The 20,085-nt window shown below is 71.3% G+C and carries 15 protein-coding genes and 2 pseudogenes; 1 reads left to right on the top strand and 16 read right to left on the bottom strand.

Features of this window, described 5'->3' with window-relative positions; all coding sequences use genetic code 11:
• Positions 1–15: 15 nt before the first annotated feature.
• The 13 genes and pseudogenes from pcaDC to ACWD4J_RS08315 all read right to left on the bottom strand — a co-directional run.
• Positions 16–1,308, bottom strand: coding sequence for a bifunctional 3-oxoadipate enol-lactonase/4-carboxymuconolactone decarboxylase PcaDC (gene pcaDC / locus ACWD4J_RS08375; protein WP_451394524.1), 1,293 nt, complete (start codon positions 1,306–1,308; stop codon positions 16–18).
• Between the two features lie 125 nt (positions 1,309–1,433).
• Positions 1,434–2,549 carry a serine hydrolase gene (locus tag ACWD4J_RS08370; RefSeq protein ID WP_451394523.1) on the bottom strand — a complete coding sequence of 372 codons (1,116 nt, stop codon included), beginning with the start codon at positions 2,547–2,549 and terminating at the stop codon, positions 1,434–1,436.
• Positions 2,550–2,724: 175 nt separating this feature from the next.
• Positions 2,725–4,494 (bottom strand): annotated as a pseudogene (locus ACWD4J_RS08365) (SWIM zinc finger family protein); the annotation flags it as partial.
• On the bottom strand, positions 4,491–7,385 hold the full coding sequence (locus ACWD4J_RS08360) for a DEAD/DEAH box helicase (RefSeq protein ID WP_451394522.1): 2,895 nt from the start codon (positions 7,383–7,385) through the stop codon (positions 4,491–4,493). The gene ACWD4J_RS08360 and the pseudogene ACWD4J_RS08365, both read right to left, overlap by 4 nt.
• 73 nt (positions 7,386–7,458) lie before the next feature.
• Positions 7,459–8,907 carry a pectate lyase gene (locus ACWD4J_RS08355; protein ID WP_451394521.1) on the bottom strand — a complete coding sequence of 483 codons (1,449 nt, stop codon included), beginning with the start codon at positions 8,905–8,907 and terminating at the stop codon, positions 7,459–7,461.
• A 146-nt stretch (positions 8,908–9,053) separates the two neighbouring features.
• Positions 9,054–9,641, bottom strand: coding sequence for a sugar kinase (locus ACWD4J_RS08350; protein ID WP_451394520.1), 588 nt, complete (start codon positions 9,639–9,641; stop codon positions 9,054–9,056).
• Between the two features lie 100 nt (positions 9,642–9,741).
• Positions 9,742–10,938, bottom strand: a complete 1,197-nt coding sequence (locus tag ACWD4J_RS08345) for an ROK family glucokinase (protein WP_451394519.1) — start codon at positions 10,936–10,938, stop codon at positions 9,742–9,744.
• 91 nt (positions 10,939–11,029) lie between these two features.
• The gene (locus tag ACWD4J_RS08340) at positions 11,030–11,890 is read right to left on the bottom strand and encodes an ATP-binding cassette domain-containing protein (RefSeq protein WP_451394518.1); all 861 of its coding nucleotides are present in this window, start codon (positions 11,888–11,890) and stop codon (positions 11,030–11,032) included.
• Positions 11,887–12,891 carry an ABC transporter permease gene (locus ACWD4J_RS08335; protein WP_451394711.1) on the bottom strand — a complete coding sequence of 335 codons (1,005 nt, stop codon included), beginning with the start codon at positions 12,889–12,891 and terminating at the stop codon, positions 11,887–11,889. The genes ACWD4J_RS08340 and ACWD4J_RS08335 overlap by 4 nt, the downstream gene beginning before the upstream one ends.
• 74 nt (positions 12,892–12,965) lie before the next feature.
• Positions 12,966–13,979, bottom strand: a complete 1,014-nt coding sequence (locus ACWD4J_RS08330; protein ID WP_451394517.1) for a sugar ABC transporter substrate-binding protein — start codon at positions 13,977–13,979, stop codon at positions 12,966–12,968.
• A 188-nt stretch (positions 13,980–14,167) separates the two neighbouring features.
• Positions 14,168–14,905, bottom strand: a complete 738-nt coding sequence (locus tag ACWD4J_RS08325) for a GntR family transcriptional regulator (protein ID WP_451394710.1) — start codon at positions 14,903–14,905, stop codon at positions 14,168–14,170.
• Between the two features lie 136 nt (positions 14,906–15,041).
• Positions 15,042–15,875, bottom strand: a complete 834-nt coding sequence (locus ACWD4J_RS08320; RefSeq protein ID WP_451394516.1) for a carbohydrate ABC transporter permease — start codon at positions 15,873–15,875, stop codon at positions 15,042–15,044.
• Positions 15,872–16,441, bottom strand: a pseudogene (locus tag ACWD4J_RS08315) (carbohydrate ABC transporter permease); the annotation flags it as partial. The pseudogene ACWD4J_RS08315 and the gene ACWD4J_RS08320, both read right to left, overlap by 4 nt.
• A 164-nt stretch (positions 16,442–16,605) precedes the next feature.
• On the opposite strand from ACWD4J_RS08315, the gene ACWD4J_RS08310 reads away from it, so the two are divergent.
• Positions 16,606–17,616 carry a Gfo/Idh/MocA family protein gene (locus tag ACWD4J_RS08310; RefSeq protein ID WP_451394515.1) on the top strand — a complete coding sequence of 337 codons (1,011 nt, stop codon included), beginning with the start codon at positions 16,606–16,608 and terminating at the stop codon, positions 17,614–17,616.
• 89 nt (positions 17,617–17,705) lie between these two features.
• Here the strand turns inward: ACWD4J_RS08310 and ACWD4J_RS08305 are convergent, their stop codons facing one another.
• The 3 genes from ACWD4J_RS08305 to ACWD4J_RS08295 form a co-directional block, all read right to left on the bottom strand.
• Positions 17,706–18,908 (bottom strand): cytochrome P450 family protein, encoded by a 1,203-nt coding sequence (locus tag ACWD4J_RS08305; protein ID WP_451394514.1) that lies wholly within the window; start codon positions 18,906–18,908, stop codon positions 17,706–17,708.
• Positions 18,909–19,062: 154 nt separating this feature from the next.
• Positions 19,063–19,677: a GTP-binding protein gene (locus tag ACWD4J_RS08300; RefSeq protein WP_451394513.1), complete on the bottom strand. Its 615-nt coding sequence runs from the start codon at positions 19,675–19,677 to the stop codon at positions 19,063–19,065.
• Positions 19,625–20,065, bottom strand: a complete 441-nt coding sequence (locus tag ACWD4J_RS08295; protein ID WP_451394512.1) for a DUF742 domain-containing protein — start codon at positions 20,063–20,065, stop codon at positions 19,625–19,627. Before ACWD4J_RS08295 ends, ACWD4J_RS08300 begins: the two co-directional genes overlap by 53 nt.
• Positions 20,066–20,085: the final 20 nt, after the last annotated feature.

Raw genomic sequence — 20,085 nt, 5'->3', positions numbered from 1 at the left:
CACCCGCGTGCGCGGTCACTCCTGCGGAGTCGTCTCCTCTCTTATGACCGCCTGCGCCACCTTGAACGCGCTGTTGGCCGTGGGGACACCGCAGTACACGGCCGCATGCAGCAGCACTTCCTTGATCTCGGCCGGGGTGAGCCCGTTGCGCAGCGCCGCCCGGGTGTGGAAGGCGAGTTCCTCGAGATGCCCGCCCGCGACCAGGGCCGTGAGGGTGACGCAGCTGCGGGAGCGCCGGTCGAGCCCCGGCCGGTTCCAGATCTCGCCCCAGGCGTACCGGGTGATGAGATCCTGGAAGTCCCCGGAGAAGTCGTCGGCCGCCGCGAGGGCCTGGTCGACGTGCGCGTCGCCGAGCACCTCCCTGCGGACCTTCAGACCGGCCTCGTACGGGTCGGGACGGCCTCCGGTGACGGGCTGCTGCGGTATCGGCGCGATCTCCGCCACGGGCACGACGGGCGGCGGCGCGAGCACCGGCTTGACCGGAGCCGCCACGATCGCCATCTGTCCCGTGGCTGTGTCCACGGCGGTCTGCCAGGCGCTGGAGAAGTGGCGTACCAGCAGGTCGGTGACGGCCGCCGGCTGCTCGACGGGCGCGAGGTGCGAGGCACCGGGGACGACGGCGAGCCGGGCGTCGGGGATGCCGGCGACCAGCGTGCGGGCCTCGGCAGGGCCGGTCACCTGGTCCTCCGAGCCGACGAGTACGAGCGTGGGCACACCGATGCGGCCGAGTTCGCTGCGGATGTCGAAGGCCGCGAGCGCCTCGCAGGCCGCGATGTAGCAGCCGGGATCGGTGGTCCTCACCATCTGCACGGCCCACTCGGTGATCGCGGGCTGGTTCGCGGCGAATCCGGGGGTGAACCAGCGCTCGGGCGAGGTGCGGGCGATCGGGTCGAGACCGTTCGTGCGGACGATCACGCCGCGCTGCCGGAACTCGTCGGCGGTGCCGAACCGGGGCGAGGCCGCGATCAGTACGAGCGAGGCGAGCCGCTCCGGGTGGCGCAGCGCGAGGTCGGCGCCGATGGCACCGCCCAGTGCGCAGCCCGCGTACCCGAACCGCTGCACTCCCAGCTGGTCCAGCGTGACGAGCAGCCGGTCGGTCAGCTCGCCGACCGAAGGAGCGGGGTGGGCAGGGGCGCCGCCGTGTCCTGGCAGGTCGAACCGGAGCACCCGCCACTGGCGCGTCAGCTCCGGAACCTGCCGGTCCCACATGTGCCAGGTGGTACCGAGCGAGGGGCCGAGGATGAGGACCGGGGCGTCTTCCGGGCCGTCGAAGCGGTACTGAAGGGCAGGGGTCGTCGTCTCACTCACTCGCTCCACGCTAGCTTCCACTGCTGTGAAGGTGGACATGGGGCCCTGATCCCGCACGCCGCGCACACGCAACGGACACGGGAGTCTCCATCGGATCGGGGCCGCCGCGGCGGCAGATGCGGGCGTCAGGACGGCGTCGGCGGCGCCGTCTCGGCGGCGGTCAGGGCCTCGGCCGCCGTGGCCGCCGCCGCTTCCACGAGCCGTATGCCGGCGGCCATGGACGGCTGGTCGTCGCTGAGCACGGCGATGAGCAGGCGATGGCCGTCGTGCTGTACGACACCGATGGTGTTGACCACCCACAGACCGGTCGCGCTGCGGGGCAGCCAGCCGTTCTTGAGCGCGGTGGCTGCCCGTGTGTCCGCGGTGGCGGCCGGTGTGTCTGCGGCGGCGGTCGTCGGGCTGTGTGCGGCCGTGACACCCCAGTCCTGGCCCGGATGTATGTGGGTCATCAGGTCGTACAGGTACGTCCTGGACGCACTCGACAGCGCGGAGTCCTCGCGGGTGATCGCCTCCAGCAGGCGCAGCTGGTCCGCCGCCGTGGTCCGGGTCAGGCCCCACAGTCCGCCCGCTCCGGGCGTGGTGGCGGTGAGCCCCAGCCGCTCGTTGGCCTCGGCGAGGCCGGCGGCACCGCCGATCCGTGACCAGAGGCGGCTGGCGGAGGCGTTGTCGCTGACGCGGATCATCGGTCCGGCGTCGTTCTCCTCCTGCTGCGTGAGGGAACGCCCCTCGCGCTGTGCCCGCAGCAGGACCGTGGCGAGGATGTCGGCCTTGACGATGCTGGCGGTGGCGAACCGGTGGTCCTCCGGGGCGTACACGGCACGGACGCCGGTCTCCGCGTCGGCAACGGCCAGGGAGAAGTGGCCTGGGGCGCCTTCGGCCACGTCCGCCAGGGCGTCGGCGAGCCGGGCGTCGGCGGCTGCGCCGGCTGCCGCTTCGGCGGCCGCGACTGCGGCTGTGGAACGGCTCGAGACGGTGTCGGCGCTCACCGGTGCGACGACTCCGGACGGTACGGGCCCGGTGGGCGCGGTTCTGGACTGCACGGGAGGCGAGACTGCCACGGGCAGCGGGCCGAAGGCCATGGCCGCGGGCAGCGTACGGGCGGCGCCATCGGCCGTCGCCCGCGCGGCCGTGGGCGGCCCCGTCACGCACGTGTCGCCCAGCACCAGGGCCGCAAGCGCGGCGCACCACAGGGCCCACCAGGGCGCCCGCGTCCACCAGAACGTTCCTCCGAGTCCCCTCACGGTTCAGAGGAAAGCGTCGTCATGTTTCGCCGGGATGAGGGTTGCGGTGCGGTTCACGAAACAAGCGGGCGGGGCAGGCTCAGCCGGGTTCCGGATCGGTTCCCGGTTCCGGATCGGTTCCCGGTTCCGGATCGGTTCCCGGTTCCGCCGGTTCCGGAGCCGCACCTGCTCCCAGGAGGCCCGTCAGAGCACCGACGGGGTCCAGGTCCGGGGTTCCTCTCGGCCACCAGTCGTCGCGGCCGGGCTCGGACTCGTACGCGTACCAGAGGCCGTCGCGGCCGAGGCGCAGCTGGACATGGCCCTGGGGGTGGGTGAGGCGGTTGTGCCAGGGGCGGAAGGGCGGGAAGTCGGCTGCGAGGAGCGCCGGCCGTGCGCGGTCGAAGCGGCCCGCCGGCGGGTCCCACTGCTCCTCGAGAACGGCGAGACCCGCTTCGCCTCCCTGGCGCCAGGCGGCGACCGCGCGGGCGAGTTCGGCGGGGGTGCGGCCGGCTGCGGATGCGAGCGACGCGTACAGCGCCCGGCCGGTTCCGGTGAGGCCCGAGCCGGGGCGGGCCGCGGCGAGGCGGACGGCGTCCTGCCAGAGCGTCAGCCCCGCGACTGGGTCGCGGCCGGTGGCGAGCAGCGCGTGCGCGCGGGCCGCCGCATCGGTGGCCAGCTGGTCGAGGGCGAAGGGGTCCGGACCTCCCGGGGCCGCGGGGTACACCGGCGGATGCTCGGGGTGCGGGGGCGTGGGCAGCGGGGCCGGGAGGGGCGGGAGTGTGCGCGGGGCAAGGGCGTCGCCGGCCCGTACGCCGGGGAACGGGGGCAGGGTCTGTGCGGGGCGTGCGGCCTGCGCGGCGTTGCGGCGCGCCAGCTCGTCCAGCAGCTCCCGCTCGCCTCGGCCGCGCATCAGCAGCAGTACGAAGGGGTCCTCGTCGAGCAGGCGGGCGGTCTGGTAGCAGAGGGCGGCGGCGTGCTTGCAGGGGTGGCCGAAGTCGGGGCAGGAGCAGTCGGGTTGGAGGTCGCCGGGGCCCGGAAGGAGGTCGACTCCGCAGTCGGCGAGCGAGTGCGGCATGTCCTTCTCCAGCAGCGCGGCGATACGTCCGGGACGCTCGGCCGCCGCGTCCAGGAAACGGTCCCACTCGTCGTCGGAGAGGACACGCAGGCCGATCCGGGTGCGGTACGGGCGGGCACGGCTGCCCTGCACGTACGCCAGGACGAGCCCGGGCGTGACGGTGATCGCGCCCACGTTGCCCTGCGCGGCATAGCGCCGGCCGCGGGCGAGCCGGCCCTGGTCCAGCGAGAGTTCCTCCAGGGCGTCGGTCCAGGCGTTGCCCCACCACGTGGTGGCGAAGCGGGCGTCGGGGGAGGCTAGGCCCGGAGGGAGGGTGCCGAAGGTACGGCGCAGGTCGGGGCCGCGGCTGCCGCCCGGCATGCCGCTGGCGGGCTCGGCTGCGGAATGGGGTGCGCTGTGAGCGACGCTTACCCGCCGTCGTGGTGCTGTGCCCACCCTCCCCCATTGCCTTGAGGGCACGGGAGGTACCCCCATCGCCCCAGCGGAACGATTGCCCACAGCGGTGGTGGTGGCCGGTGCTCCCGGTGCGGCCGGGCGCCGCTGCGCGGCGCGCAACGCTTGCCGTGCTGCGTCGCCGGGGCGCGGCACCGGCGCATCCTCCGCGGTGCGTCCCTCCTGCGGTGCTGCGTCCCGCCCATCGTCGGAATCCTGCTCGCCGTCAGGCCGTGCTTGAGACTCCGCATCGTCCTCGGCGCCACCGGAGCCCGTACCTTCGCTTCCCTCCCCCTTCTCCCGGCGGGCGGCGCGCAGGGCCCTGCGGACCACGTCCGCCGGACGAGCCGCATCAGCGGAGCCGGACGTCGGCGTCGGCGTCGAGCCAGGCGTGAGCGTCCCGCCGTCGTCCGCTTCCGTGCGGTCGGGATCCGGCTGCTGCTGCGAACGGCGTGTCACGACTGCCTCCGTAGGGAGACCAGGTCGGACAGCTCCCGGTCGGTCAGGTCCGTGAGGGCCGTCTCGCCGGAGGCGAGGACCGCGTCGGCGAGGGCGCGCTTCGCCTCGAGCATCTCGGCGATGCGGTCCTCCACCGTGCCTTCGGTGATCAGACGGTGGACCTGGACGGGCTGCGTCTGCCCGATGCGGTACGCACGGTCGGTGGCCTGTTCCTCGACCGCGGGGTTCCACCAGCGGTCGAAGTGGATCACGTGTCCCGCACGCGTGAGGTTGAGGCCCGTACCGGCGGCCTTGAGTGAGAGGACGAGGACCGGGGTCGCCCCGCTCTGGAAACGGTCCACCATCCGCTCGCGCTCGACGACACGTGTTCCGCCGTGCAGCAGCTCGGCGGGCACGGCACGCTCGGCGAGGTGCGCCTGGAGCAGCCGGGCCATGCCGACGTACTGCGTGAAGACGAGCGCCGAGCCGTCCTCGGCGAGGATCGTGTCCAACAGCTCGTCCAGGAGGGCGAGTTTGCCGGAGCGGCCGAGGAGGCGGGCAGCCGTACCCTCCTTCAGATACTGCGCCGGGTGGTTGCAGATCTGCTTGAGCGACGTGAGCAGCTTCAGGACGAGGCCCCGGCGCGCGATCCCCTGGGCGGTGCCGATCACGGTCATGGACTCGCGCACCACCGCCTCGTACAGCGAGGCCTGTTCGCGGGTGAGCGGCACCGGATGGTCCGTCTCGGTCTTGGGCGGCAGCTCGGGCAGGATTCCCGGGTCCGACTTCTTGCGGCGCAGCAGGAAGGGCTGGACGAGCCGGGCAAGGCGCCGGGCCGCCTCATCGTCCTCTCCGCCCTCGACGGCACGCGCGTGCCGGGCGCGGAACGACTTGAGCGGTCCGAGCAGCCCAGGTGTCGTCCAGTCGAGCAGCGCCCACAGCTCGGAGAGGTTGTTCTCGACGGGGGTGCCCGTGAGGGCGACCCTGGCCGGGGCGGGGATCGTGCGCAGCGCGACCGCCGTCGCCGAGTACGGATTCTTGACGTGCTGCGCCTCGTCGGCGACGATCATGCCCCATTTCTCCTGCGCGAGCAGGGGCGCGCTGGACCGCATCGTGCCGTACGTGGTAAGGACGAACCCACCGCGGTCGGGCCCGTCCAGAGTGCGGTCCGGGCCGTGGTAGCGGCGGACGGGGACGCCCGGCGCGAAACGGGCGATCTCCCGCTGCCAGTTGCCTAGCAGCGACGCGGGGCAGACGACGAGGGTCGGCTCGTGCCGCGCCCGGCGCAGGTGCAGGGCGATGACGGTGACGGTCTTGCCGAGGCCCATGTCGTCGGCGAGGCAGCCGCCCAGGCCGAGCGAGGTCATCATGTCCAGCCAGGCGAGTCCCCGGAGCTGGTAGTCGCGCAGCCGTGCCCGCAGCGCGGGCGGCGGCGCCACGGTGGCCACCCCGGCGGTGATCCGGTCGCGCAGTGCGGCCAGCGCGCCGACCGGCACGGCCTCCACCGTCTCGCCGTCGACCTCCGCGGTGCCGGTGAGCGCGACGGAGAGCGCGTCCACCGGGTCGAGGAGGCCGAGCTCGCGTTTGCGGGCCTTGCGCACCATGGCCGGGTCGGCCGTCACCCACCGGTCGCGCAGCCGTACGACGGGCCGGTGGGCCTCGGCGAGCGCGTCCATCTCCGCGTCCGTGAGCGGATCCCCGCCGAGCGCCAACTGCCAGCGGAACTGCAGCAGGTCCTCGGCCTCGAAGAAGCCGGTGCCGTCGGTCGCGGAGCCGGGTGCCGGTCGCACGACCGCGGTGGCGGAGACGTCCCGCGCAAGGTCGCGCGGCCAGTGCACGGCGACCCCGGCGGCGCCGAGCCGAGTGGCGGCGGGCCCCAGCAGGTCGTACAACTCCTCCTCGGACAGTGCCAGTACGTCCGGTACGTCCTGGTCGGTCAGGCGGTCGAGCGGGGGCCAGACCCGGGCGGCGCGGCGCAGGGCGAGGGCCGCGTCGACACGCGCGCGTGGCCCGAACGACGCCTCTCCCTCCCCCGCCCACAGCGCCGCCGCGTCGATGACGAGCGTCGGGTCGGCGAGGCTGTGCACCTGCACGACGGCGGCCCCGGCGCTGCGGGCGCCGTCCGTGGAGTCGAAGACGTCGTACGCGGACAGGTCGAGGCGGAGCGATATCCGTACGCCCGCGTCCATTCCGGCGGCGACCTCGGCGGCCCAGTCCCGCGCCCCGGGCAGCGGCTGCGGCTCGCGCGCGGCGAACGGCGCACCGGTGGCGTGCGGCGCGGCCGGCGTACGCGGCAGGGTGTCGGCGACCGCGTCGAGGAAGGCCCTGACCAGCGCCTCCGGGTCGGGCAGGTGCAGGGGGACACGGTCGGGGAGCGGGGTGGCATGGCCCTCGTACGGCAGGGCGGCGGCGATGGCGCGCAGATGCGCGGTGTCGTCCGCGTCGAGCGGGCCGGCGCGCCAGGCGTCGTACCCACCGGGGGCGAGGCCGGGCAGCAGCCGGCCGCGCGCTGCGAGCCGCAGGGCGTGCAGGGCGGCGGCGCCCCAGCAGGCCGTGGCCGGGTGGGCGGCGGGGTCGTGCCGGGCGCTCACGAGCAGGGGAAGGGCGTCCGCGAGCGGGAGCAGCAGCGCCGGGACGGGTGCCCTGCGGACGCCTGTGCGGCCGTGGCGCCGGACGACGGTGAGCTCCGTGAGCCGGCCCGAGTCCGACCGGTCACCAGACCCCGGCCGGTCACCGAGTCCCGTACTGTCACCCGCAGGCAGTGCCCCGTCACCCTCCGGGTCCCAGAAGGCCACCTGGCCCTCCCGCGGCACCTGTGACGGCAGGAAGATCGCTGCGAGCCGCACGGACACCGCCTGGTCCACAGCCTGCACACTCACGCGTTCCTCCTTCCGTCGCACACGTCGGATCAACCTCGGATCAGACGTCTTCGACTCTAACGACGCGGACTGACAGCGGCGGAGCGCGGCGGACGGTCACCACGGGTCACCTATAGGTGACGTCCGATGCGCTGTAGCGGCAGTACGTTCCGTCCGGACCGCTGCCGACGGCGGTCGGTTCGGCGCCGGAGTCGTTGCCCTTGAAGCGCTCGCAGATGGTGATCTCCCTGCTGCTGTCGCCCACGACGGTCACGCCCGAGACGGTGGCCGTGTCGCCGTAGTTGGAGTTCACGCCGACCAGGACCTTGCCGGGGCCGGTCGCCCGGACATTGCTGATCACGATGTGGCGCCGGTACTGGGTCCTGCAGTTGCCGCACGAGCGGGCCAGCTTGCCGAAGTCCTGGACCTGGAAGTCCCTGATCGTCAGAGTTCCGGCACCGTTGAACTGGAAGACCTTGTCGTCCGCCTTCCTCGCCCCGCCGCCGACGACGAGGTACGTGGCCGACGAGGACTTGCTCTTGAAGGTGGCCGCGTCCTCGCCGACGTCCTCCCACCAGACGTTCTGCAGGGTGCAGCTGCCCAGGCAGTGCACGCCGTCGGCGGCCGGGCTGCCCAGGACGACGTTCTTCAGTGTGGCCCCGTCGGCGAGCTCGAAGATCGCGCCCTGGTCCTCGTCCTGGCTTCCGCTGCCGAGGGCACCGGAGCCGTAGAAGCGCTTCAGGCCGCCGTCGTAGGTGCCGGACACCTCGATGGTGGCGGTCACCGCCCTACTGGCGGCCGGAGCGGGCCATGCACCGAGGGCCGTGCCGGAGGTCGCAGACGTGCCTTTCGACGATTTGGAAGCCGACGCCGAGGCGGACGCCTTGGCGCCCCGGCTTGCCGAAGCCGAAGCAGAGGCCGACGCCGATGCCGACGCAGAGGCGGAGGCCGACGAGGAAAGCGAGGAGGAAACCGAAGGTGAAGCGGACGCGGTCGGCGAGGTCTTCTGCACCGGCAGCAGCTTCCAGCTCCTGCCGGCAGCGTCGGAGCAGGAGTCCTGCTGCACGAGCCCGGCCGCCGTGTCCAGGCACTTGCCGCTGCGCTTGTTGACCAGGTGATAGGCGCTCCCGGCCTTGGCCGGCTTCCACACCTGCGAGGCGCTGTCGTCGCAGGTCAGCTGCTGGACCGCCGCCCCCGCGGACGTCGACGCGCCCCTCACTCCGGCGCACAGCCCGCTGCCTGCGGCCTTCACCGTGAACCCGTCCCCGGAGGCGGTCAGCTTCCAGGTCTGCTCAGCGGTCTGACCGGCGGTCCGCTCGGCGGTGCCGTCGCACGCCGCGGTGGCCAGCCGGGTGCCGCTCACCGTGGCTGCGGACGGCACCTCGAGGCACCCGTGGTCGGCGACGTTCACCACCTTGTACGTGCCCGCGCCCGGCCCGTCGGCCGATGTCGAAACCAGTAGGCTGACGGCGATCGCACCGCAGGTCAGGGCCGCCGCAAGCGCGCCGATCAGCACGGTCCAGCGGCGGTTGGTCTTTCTGTGCCGAGCAGTGCGCAGGGCTGCCCTTGTGCTCAAGGCGGTGACTTTCGTTAAGAGGGCCGGGAAGTCGTCTCGGACCCTCTGTCGTCACCGCCCCGGTGAAAGTTGCCTCTTCTACGAAAATTTTTCAGCGCGTATCCTCACGTGCGGTCTCCCGCACGCGGCCTCACGCCACAGCGCCGTCACGGCGTCGCCGTGGACACCACGTAGACCATCGGATGCTCCGGGTTCGACCGGTCGACCACGACGTCCAGCGTCGGCTCCGGGTCCTTCTGCTCATGGGTGAGCCCGGCCCAGAAGCCCGGTGCGGAGAAGTCCCAGCCGACGATCCTGCGGTCCCGTGGGCTGATGGCGATGTCCTGGTCCTCGAGGGTGTGGGCGCTGCTCCCTATCCGGTCGAGGAACGTGTCCAGGCCGTCGTTGCTCGTGAGGAACTGGACGTAGAGACGGCTGGTCTTCCAGTTGTTCGTCTCGTAGTAGGCGACTTCTTTTGAGTACGCCGGTATCGGCACGTCGTAGAGACGGCGCTGGACCCGGGACGGCCAGCCCGCCGTGAGGCCGGTCGCGGAGTACTTCTCTTCCTTGTCCTTGCCGCTGTCGCGGCTCTGGTCGGCCGAGATCGCGAGATAGCCGGCGGGGATGCCGATGAGGAGGACGATGATGAGCGCCGTCAGGAAGCGGCGGCGGATCACGTGCCGGGGGGCCTCGGGGCGTGCGGGCACTCGGCTCTCGTCCGGCGGCGGCGACTGGCGGGGCACGACGGGCGTCACGGGGTTCCCTGGGTGGTGCGGTTACGTGTGCGGCGGGTGTGGGCGGCGGCCGGTTCTGTCCAGCGGCGGCCGGTGCGGGCCGCGACCGGAAGGGCGTGTGTCACTCCGGCCCCTCCGCCGTGCCCGCGCGGCCTCGCGCCTGCGCGTACCTCTCGTACCGTTCGTAGCGCTCGACGCGCCGCCGCTTCGCGCGCCGGAAGCGGCGGGCGACCAGGCGGGCCAGGTCGGCGGCGCCGACCATACCGGCCTCGGGGCCGAGCTGGGCACGGACGATACGGGCCTCGGGGCGGTATCCGCGACCGGTGAGGTGGCGCTTGAAGGCGTCCCGCGCGGGGCCGATCAGCAGGTCGTCGGCGGCCGAGACACCGCCGCCGATCACGAAGCACGACGGGTCCAGCGCCGCCGCCAGGTTCGCGATGCCGACGCCGAGCCACTGGCCGATGTCCTGGAGGAGCTCGACGCACATGGCGTCGCCCTCGCGGGCCAGCTCGGTGATGAGCGGCCCCGTGATGTCCGGGATGTTGCCCTTGACGTGCTCGATGATGTTGAACGCCACGGGGGAGTCGGCGGCGGCCAGCTCACGGGCCTCGCGGACGAGCGCGTTGCCCGAGCTGTACTGCTCCCAGCAGCCGCGGTTGCCGCACGGGCAGCGGTGGCCGCCGGGCACGACCTGCATATGGCCGAACTCGCCGGCGACGCCGTACTTGCCGCGCTTGACCTGCCCGTCCTCGAGGATCGCGCCGCCGATACCCGTACCGAGCGTGATCATGACGAGGTGGTCCTCGCCGCGCCCGGCGCCGAAGCGCCACTCGGCCCAGGCGGCGGTGTTCGCGTCGTTGTCGACCAGTACGGGCACGGAGAGCCGCTCGGAGAGGCGGTCCCGGAGGGGCTCGTTGCGCCAGGACAGGTGGGGTGCGAACAGGACGCGGGCGCGGTCGGCGTCGACCCAGCCGGCCGCGCCGATGCCGACGGCGTGCACGTCGTGCCGGTCGGAGAGGTCCAGGACCAGCTCGACGATGGTGTCCTCGACGACCCTGGGGCTCTTGGACTTGTCGGGGGTCTCCGTGCGGAGCTTCTCCAGGATGTTGCCGTCCGCGTCGACGACGCCCGCCATCACCTTCGTACCGCCGATGTCGATCCCGACGGTGGGTACGCGGGGGGCCGTGAGATGGGAACGGCGCTCACGCGTCCCCACGGCGGTCCGCAGGACGGTGGCCCGGCGGGAGCCTATCGGGGCGCCCGCTGCTCGGGAGGAGCCGAGAGCCCGGGGCAGTGCGAGGTCGCGGTAGGTGCTCATCGCGCCGATTCTGCCTCACGCCCGTACGGGCCTGCATGACGACGCCCGGCCCCCGGGGAGACAAAGAGCGTGCTGTTCAAGAACATTTCGGTCAATTCACTCGATTCGGTGTCGCTTCCGTCGAGTGCCCACGCGCGTCGGCGGACACCGACGCCCGCTCCAGTTCGTGGCGGAGGGCCTCCAGCTCCGATCCGCCCGCCATCTGCCGGGTGAGCTCGTCGAGCGTGATGGCGTCCTTGAGGTGGCTGCCCGCCATGGTGCCGCGCTTCAGCAGGACGAAGCGGTCGCCCACGAGGTAGGCGTGGTGCGGGTTGTGTGTGATGAGGACGACACCGAGCCCCGCGTCCCGTGCGGCGGCCACGTACTTCAGGACGACACCGGACTGCTTGACGCCCAGGGCCGCCGTCGGTTCGTCGAGTACGAGGACCTTGGCCCCGAAGTGGACGGCGCGGGCGATCGCCACGCACTGCCGCTCGCCGCCCGAGAGGGTGCCGATGGGCTGGTCGACGTCGCGCAGGTCGATGCCCATGCGCAGCAGTGCGGAGCGGGTGGTCTCGCGCATGTACGCGGTGTCGAGCCGTTTGAAGGGACCGGTGCCCTTCGTCGGTTCGGAGCCGAGGAAGAAGTTCCGCCAGACCGGCATCAGGGGGACGACGGCCAGGTCCTGGTAGACGGTGGCGATGCCGCGGTCCAGGGCCTCGCGCGGGCTGCCGAGCCGGGCCTCGTCGCCGTCGATGCGGAAGGTGCCCGCGTCATGCTGGTGCAGGCCCGCGATGATCTTGATGAGTGTGGACTTGCCGGCGCCGTTGTCGCCCAGTACGCAGGTGATCTCGCCCGCGTGGACCTCGAGTGAGACGCCTTCCAGGGCACGAACGGTGCCGTAGTACTTGCTGACGTCGTCGAGCTCGACGAGTGCGGTACGCGCCGCGGTGGTCGTCGTACCTGCGGTCATGAGGTGGCCTCCGCACGCTTGCGGACCCAGGCGTTGAGCAGGGTCGCGAGGAGCAGCATCGCTCCGAGGAAGAACTTGAACCAGTCCGGGTTCCATTCGGCGAAGACGATGCCCTTGCTCGTCATGCCGAAGATCAGGGCACCGACGGCGGACCCCACCGCGGAGCCGTACCCACCGGTGATCAGACAGCCGCCGATGACGGCCGCGATGATGTAGATCAGCTCGTTGCCGACGCCCTCGCCGGACTGCACGACGTCGTACGAGAGAAGAAGGTGCTGGCCGGAGACCCAGGCGGCGAAGGCGACGCCCATGTAGAGGCCGATCTTGGTCTTGTTGACCGGGACGCCGACCGCGCGGGCCGCGTCCTCGCCGCCGCCGACGGCGAAGATCCAGTTGCCCGCGCGCGTACGCAGCAGGATCCAGGTGGCGACGGCGACCAGCGCGAGCCACCACAGGATGGTCACCTTGACGGTGATGTCGCCGACGGTGAGCTGGGATGCGAACAGGGCCCTGGCGGAGGCGAACCCCTCCATGTCGGAGATCGACTTCGTGGAGACCGTGCCGCTGATCAGCTTGGTGAAGCCGAGGTTCATGCCGGTCAGCATCAGGAACGTGCCGAGCGTGATGATGAAGCTCGGCAGCTTGGTGCGGGTCAGCAGCACGCCGTTGAAGAGCCCGAAGGCGAGCGTGACCAGCAGCGAGACGCCGACACCGACCCAGACGTTCGCGGTCATCTGGTAGCTGAACATCGAGGAGATCAGCGCCGAGCTGGTCACCATCACGCCCGCGGACAGGTCGAACTCGCCGCCGATCATGAGCAGCGAGACGGGGACGGCCATGATGCCGATCGTCGACGCCGCGTACAGGACGGTGCTGAGGCTGGACGCGCGCAGGAAGCTGTCCGCGATGATCGCGAAGAAGAGGAAGACCGCGACGGCGCCGACGACCGAGCCGAGTTCGGGGCGGCCGAGCAGCCTGCGCAGCGGCGAGGTGCCGAGCAGCCGTTCGTCCTGGCCGGTCTTGTGCGGCGCGGGGCCGGGCTCCGTGCCGGGCGCCTGGGCGGGTGCGGTGCCGGTCACCGGGTCCCCCGCTCTGTGTACTCGGCGAGCGCGGCGGCCTCGTTCTTCGTGACGATCTGCGGTCCGGTGAGCACCGGCTTGCCGCCGCCGAGGACGTTGGAGTTGTACTTGTACAGCCACAGCAGGTCGACGGCCTGGTAGCCCTGGAGGTACGGCTGCTGGTCGACGGCGAAGCCGAGCGTGCCGGCCTTCAGCGCCGAGGCGACCTTGGCGTTGAGGTCGAAGGTGTCGACCTCGGCCTTGCTGCCCGCACTCGTCTTGGCCTTGACGGCGGCGTCCGCGTAGGGCGCGCCGAGCGTGACGACGGAGTCGATGGACGGGTCGGCCTGCAGCTTGGCCTCGATGGAGGACTGGACGTCGGGCATGTTCGTGCCGTCGACGTAGAGGTTCTCCATCTCGCCGTCGAAGGTGTCCTCGGCGCCGGCGCAGCGCTGCTCGTGGCCGACGTTGCCCTGCTCGTGCAGGACGCAGAGCGCCTTCTTCTTGCCGCGCTTGTTCAGCTCGTCGCCGACGGCCTCGCCCGCGACGGTCTCGTCCTGGCCGATGTGGGTCAGCGCACCGAACTCCTTGGACTCCGCGGAGCCGGAGTTGACGGTCACCACCGGGATGCCGGCCTTGACGGCCCGGGCCACGGCCGCCTTCATGGCGTCGGGCTTGGCCAGCGTCACGATGATGCCGTCGACCTTCTTGTCGACGGCGGCGTCCACGAGCTGGGCCTGCTGCTGGGCCTCGTCGCTGTGCGAGTACAGGAAGTTGATGTTGTCCTTCACGGCGGCCTGCTTGGCGCCGTTCTGGACGATGTCCCAGAAGGTGTCGCCGTCGCCGGAGTGGGTCACCATCGCGATGGTCCAGCGGGGCGTGTCCACGGCGGCCCTGCCCTCCGCGGCCGCGGCCTTGCGGGCGTCCTCCGCGCGCTTGCCGCCGGTGCTGCTGCATCCCGCCAGGGACAGCCCGAGCGCCGCCACCAGCACGGCGCCCATCGCACGTACCCCTGTCCGAACCCTTGCCACGACGCCGCGCCCTTTCCTGAACTCTGCTCGACGGTCGGGGCCGGTGTTCTCCGGCCCCGAACGACCCATTATCGAGGACAGAAATCCGTTATTCGGACACATGGTGCCGTGTGCAAGATCACGCCCGAGCGACGCCGCAGGGCCTGAAAGGGGTCTGAGCAGCGGAAATCAGGGCCGGACTGCGGCGTTCAGGGCCGTACCAGCAACTGGAACTCGAACGAGTAGCGCGAGGCCCGATAGGTGTGGGAGCCGAACTCGACAGCGCGGCCCGTGTCGTCGAAGGTCGTGCGCTGCATCGTGAGCAGCGGAGCGCCTTCGGGCTCGGTCAGCCGCTCGGCCTCCTCGGCGGTGGCGGAGCGTGCGCCGATGGTCTGCCGGGCGCTGTGCAGCGTAATGCCCGCGGCGCGCATCAGCCGGTAGAGGCCGGTGGCCTCGAGTTGCGCGGTGTCCAGGGCGAGCAGCCCGCGGGGCAGCCAGTTGCAGAGGTACGCCATGGGCTCGCCGTGGGCCAGCCGCAGCCGCTCCACACGGTGCACGTCACTGCCCTCCGCGACCCCGAGCGCGGCGGCGACCTCGGCGGAGGCGGGCTCGAGGACGTTGCCCAGGACCCGGGTGGCCGGGCGCTGTCCGGCCGACTCGAGGTCGTCGTAGAGGCTGCTGAGCTCCAGCGGCCGCTTGACCTGGCTGTGCACGACCTGGGTGCCGACGCCGCGGCGGCGTACGAGCAGACCCTTGTCGACGAGGGACTGGATGGCCTGCCGGACGGTCGGCCGGGACAGGCCGAGCCGCGCGGCGAGTTCGATCTCGTTGCCGAGGAGGCTGCCCGGGGTGAGCGTCCCGTGCTCGATCGCCGCTTCCAGCTGCTGCGACAGCTGGAAGTACAGCGGGACCGGGCTGCTGCGGTCGACGCTCAGTTGGAGCGACACGGTGGCATCGACTTCTGGTTTGGGCACGGACCGAGGGTAGTCGCGGGTGAATGATGACGGGAACTTGAGAGGTTCTGTTGTCCGGACAACCGTACGATTCGCGCGTGATATCGCTCACAGCACACGGAAGCACGCATCATCGCGTCGCCCCTCTGGTGAAGCCGTTGTAGATGTACCGCTGCAGGAAGAGGAACGCGATCAGCGTGGGAAGGATCACCAGCACCGCGCCCGCCGAGATGGTCTCCCAGTGCGCCCCGAAGGGCCCCTTGAAGCGGAAGAGCGAGGTCGAGATGGTGCCCAGGTCCTCCGACGGCATGTAGAGGAACGGGATGTAGAAGTCGTTGTAGACCGTGATGCCCTTGATGATCACGACGGTCGCGATGGCCGGCTTGAGCAGCGGGAAGATGATCTTCCGGTAGACGGTGAAGGCGTTCGCGCCGTCCAGTCGCGCCGACTCGTCCAGCGAGACCGGGATGCCCCGGATGAACTGCAGGAAGATGTAGATCGACACGATGTCCGTGCCCATGTCGAGCAGGATGGGCGCCCACCGGCTGTCGAAGAGGCCGAAGCTGTCGACGATCTGGAAGGTCGCCACCTGGGTGGTCACACCGGGTACCAGCGTCGCGATCAGGAACAGCGCCACGACGAGCTTCTTCAGGCGGAAGTCGAACCGGTCGATCGCGTACGCGGTCATGGAGCCGATCACGACGGTTCCGGTGATCGCGAACAGCAGGATGAAGGCGGTGTTCCCGAAGGCCGCCAGCATGTGGCCGTCCTGGAAGGCCGTCACATAGTTGGACAGGTTCAGCCAGTCGTCCGGCAGCGCGAGCGCGCCGCTGCCTCTCGCCATCTCCTTCGAGGACTTGAGCGAGGTCAGGACGACGGCACCGAGCGGCAGCAGCACGACGACCGCGGCCAGTACCAGCGAGGCGTACTTCAACGTGGCGGCTGTGGCCGCACGGGGCGTCATACGAGGTCCACCTTGTCGTCCGGGACGAGACGGCGCTGCACCCAGGTCACCACCAGGATGATCAGCAGCAGGACCACGGCCGCCGCGGATGCCAGTCCCGTCTTGTTGAACTGGAAGGCAAGCTTCACGGTCTGGATCACGAAGGTCTCGGTGCCGGTCGCACCGCCGGTCATGATGTACGGGACCTCGAAGGCCGACAGCGAGCCCGAGATGGCCAGGATGGCGCTCAGGGTGATGATGGGCCGGATTCCGGGCGCGATGATGTGCCGGAACTGCTGCCAGCGGTTCGCGCCGTCGAGCTCCGCCGCCTCGTACAACTCGCTGGGGATGGACTGGATCGCGCCGAGGAACAGTACGAAGTTCAGGCCCATGTAGCGCCAGACGGAGACCCCGGCCAGCGAGACGTTGGCCGATGTGGAGGTACCGAGCCAGGCCCGGTCGGGGTCGGCGCCGAAGAGCGCGAGCACCGAGTCGAGCGTGCCTCCGTCCTGGAAGAAATAGAGGAACACGAACGCGATCGCGACCCCGTTGATCAGGTACGGGAAGAACAGCACCCCTTTCACGTATGTGACTGGTGTGGGTCAGGTGAGTGCCGTGACGTGCAGTGACGACGGGGGTTCCTGCGGAAATCGGGAGCTGCGGCGACAAACCGGCGCGAGTCAGGGTGAACAACACTACGTTTATCAGGACAAATATTGACAGCACCAGACCCGGCCGCCACGTTGGGGGCATGCGCATCGGACTCATCGGCGCCGGCCGCATCGGCACCTTTCACGCGGCCTCCCTCAGTCGGCACCGCGAGGTGGGCTCGCTGGTCATCACTGACGCCGACCGGCAGAGGGCGACCGGACTCGCGGACCGGCTCGGTGCGACGGCCGCGCCCGGCGTCGACGAGGTCTTCACCTGGGGCGTCGACGCGGTGGTGATCACCGCCGCGACGTCGGCGCACGCCGAGCTGATCGGCCGCGCGGCGCGCGCGGGGCTCCCGGTGTTCTGTGAGAAGCCCATCGCGCTGGATCTCGCCGGGACGCTGGCCGCGCTCGCCGAGGTGGACGCCGCCGGGACGGTGCTCCAACTGGGCTTTCAGCGACGCTTCGACGCCGGGTACACGGCCGCGCGAGATGCCGTCCGCGACGGACGGCTCGGGCGGCTGCACACGATCCGCGCGATGACCTCCGACCCGGCCCCGCCTCCGCCCGAGTACGTGCCGCTCTCGGGCGGTCTCTACCGGGACTGCCTCATCCACGACTTCGACATCCTGCGCTGGATCACGGGCCACGAGGTCACCGAGGTGTACGCGACGGGGTCCGACGCCGGTCCGGCCGTGTTCCGCGAGTGGGGTGACGTGGACACGGCCGCCGCCGTCCTCACCCTGGACGACGGCACGCTCGCCACCGCGACCGCCACGCGTTGCAACGGCGCCGGATACGACGTACGGATGGAGCTCGCCGGAGAGCTCGACCAGATCGCGGTCGGCCTCGACGACCGCACACCGATCGCCTCCACGGAACCCCTGGGACCCCCGGCCGCGGACAAACCGTGGACGAGCTTCCTGGAACGCTTCGCCCCGGCGTACGAGGCCGAGCTCTCGGCCTTCGTCGACGTGGTGCTCGGCGAACGCCCCAACTCGTGCGACGGCCGCGAGGCACTGCATGCACTGCGGATCGCGGAGGCATCCGAACTGTCGCGACGCGAGCGGCGGTTGGTGTACCTGGAGGAGATTCCGGGCGCGGAAGGCTGAGTGGTGGCCCGCGGCGGCCGGGCGCTCGCCGGAGCCGGGCACTCACGGCGGCCGTGCGACCGCCGGCAACGCACGCCGTTCGGCCGGCCCTACCAGCGCACCGGAAGGCTCCGCATACCCCGGATCAGCATGCCCGGTATCCAGGGACCGGGCGGCCCGGCGCGGTCCACGTCCAGGGCCAGGTCCGGGCAGCGGTCCAGCAGGGAACGCAGCGCGACACGGGCCTCGATGCGGGCGAGCGGGGCGCCCAGGCAGAAGTGGATCCCGTGGCCGAATGCCAGGTGCCCCTGCGGGGCCCGGCGGATGTCGAACCGGTCGGGCTCGGGGAACCGCTCCGGGTCGCGGTCGCCGCCGGCGAGACCGACGAGCACCACGTCACCGGCCGCGATGAACGTACCGGCGATGTCCAGGGGTTCGGCCGCGAACCGGAACGTCGCGTTCTCCACCGGTCCCTCGTAGCGCAGCGTCTCCTCCACGGCGCCGTCCAGGAGGCCCATGTCCGCGCGCAGGGCGGCCAGTTGATCCGGGTGGGTCAGCAGGGCGTGCACGCCGTTCGCGATCAGGTTGACCGTCGTCTCGTGGCCGGCGATCAGCAGGAGATACGCCATGGCGCGCAGCTCCTCGCGGGAGAGCCGGTCACCGTCCTCCGCGGTCGTGCGGATCAGCGCGCTCAGCAGGTCGTCGCCGGGCCCGGCACTGCGTTTGTCCTCGATCAGGTCGTCCAGATAGGCGGAGAGCTCCACGATCGCCGCGTGCTCGGCCTCGCTGCTGGTGGGCGCCACCACCTCGTTCGACATGCGCCGGAACGCGGCCCGGTCGATGTCGGGAACGCCGATGAGCTCGCAGATGACGGTCATCGGCAGCGGGAACGCCAGCGACTCCACGAGGTCGGCATGGCCCAGCGGCACCATCTGATCGAGCAGCTCATCGGTGATCTGCTGGACCCGCGGCCGCAGCGCCTCGACCCGGCGGCCGGTGAACTCGCGGGCCACCAGCCGGCGCAAGCGGGAGTGCTCGGGCGGGTCCGACATCAGCATGTGCGGCCCGATGTGCTCCACATCGAGCCCGACGTATCCGAGCTTGCTCACGTCCTTCGCCAGGCGGGGATCGGCAAGGGCGGTGCGCGCCTCCTCGTACCCCACGACGAGCCAGGCTTCCTGGCCGGCTGCGGCCGACGGTGCCCCCATCCTCACCCGGTGCACAGGCCCCCGCTCCCTCAACTCCGCGTACACCGCGTGCGGGTCGGCCGTGAACGCCTCGCCGTAATCGCCCAGATCGATCGGACCTGCCATGAGCTTCCCCCTCCAGCCCTTTCGACATCGTCCATCTCCTTCGATGGACCGAGACCGAATGTAACGCGTTGCACTGACAACGGCCCGCGAACCGGAAGAGTGCCCGCGCTCAGGGCTCAGAGCTGCTTAGGGCTCAGGGGTCAGGGCTCAAGGCTCAGCGCGCCGCGGCGGCTTCGGCGCGGGACAGCGCGACCTCCAGTACGACCAGCAGCGCGTCGCGGACCGAGCCCGTCTGCCGTGCGTCGAAGACGATCAGCGGTACGTGCTCGGCGATGTCCAGCGCCCACCGCACCTCGTCGAGGTCGTGCTCGACCTCCCCGTCGAACGCGTTGACGGCAACCGCGAACGGGATGTCCTTGTGCTCGAAGTAGTCCACCGCCGCGTAGCAGTCGTCGAGCCGGCGGGTGTCCACGATCACCAGTCCGCCGAGGGCGCCCTCCACCAGGTCGTCCCACATGAAGCCGAACCGGTCCTGGCCCGGGGTGCCGAACAGATACAGCTTCAGCGTGGGGTCGATGGTGATGCAGCCGAAGTCCATGGCGACCGTGGTGGTGGTCTTCCCCGGAGTGTGGGTGAGGTCGTCCACTCCTGCGGCGACCTCGGTGATCGCGGCCTCCGTGGTGAGCGGTCGGATCTCGGAGATCGAGCCCACGGCCGTGGTCTTGCCGACCCCGAAGCCGCCGGCGATGACCAGCTTGACCGGCAGCGGAGGCTGTTCAACTGGTGTCACGGAGTGTGTCCCGTGAGTCGGGGACGGCACGGAGACCATCGATAACCCTTCGCAGTACGGAGAGATCCTGGGCGGTCGCGGCGTCCGGCCGGTAGATCGCCAGGTGCCCGGCGGTACAGAGATCCTCGGCCAGCACGCGGACCACGTTGAGGTGCAGTCTCAGCCCGGCGGCCAGTTCCGCCACCGACTGCGGCCGCCGGCAGGCCGCGACGATGTCGTGCTGCTCGAAGTCGAGCGAGTGGAGGACGGAGAGCCCGGCCGAGGTCGCCACGACCTGGGTCTCGACGGGGATCGGCGACGCGCTGCCGCTGCCCGACACCCGGCCGGCGGTCAGCAGGAACGGCCGGATCGCGGGGGCGCGGCCGGCCGGCTCCGGCAAGCCCCCGGCGTCCCCTGCTGCCCCGTGTGGTGGGCCACCGACGGCCATCACGATCCCTCCCCCAAGTG

Source organism: Streptomyces sp. NPDC002577, from assembly GCF_053594815.1.
This window is presented reverse-complemented; position numbering and strand designations above follow the sequence as displayed.

What these genes read in the sequence shown, in the direction of transcription:
- ACWD4J_RS08345 (WP_451394519.1), bottom strand. Translation starts at nt 10,938, where the DNA reads ATGAGCACCTACCGCGACCTCGCACTGCCCCGGGCTCTCGGCTCCTCC.
- ACWD4J_RS08340 (WP_451394518.1), bottom strand. Translation starts at nt 11,890, where the DNA reads ATGACCGCAGGTACGACGACCACCGCGGCGCGTACCGCACTCGTCGAG.
- ACWD4J_RS08320 (WP_451394516.1), bottom strand. Translation starts at nt 15,875, where the DNA reads ATGACGCCCCGTGCGGCCACAGCCGCCACGTTGAAGTACGCCTCGCTG.
- ACWD4J_RS08310 (WP_451394515.1), top strand. Translation starts at nt 16,606, where the DNA reads ATGCGCATCGGACTCATCGGCGCCGGCCGCATCGGCACCTTTCACGCG.
- ACWD4J_RS08305 (WP_451394514.1), bottom strand. Translation starts at nt 18,908, where the DNA reads ATGGCAGGTCCGATCGATCTGGGCGATTACGGCGAGGCGTTCACGGCC.
- ACWD4J_RS08300 (WP_451394513.1), bottom strand. Translation starts at nt 19,677, where the DNA reads ATGGTCTCCGTGCCGTCCCCGACTCACGGGACACACTCCGTGACACCA.
- ACWD4J_RS08295 (WP_451394512.1), bottom strand. Translation starts at nt 20,065, where the DNA reads ATGGCCGTCGGTGGCCCACCACACGGGGCAGCAGGGGACGCCGGGGGC.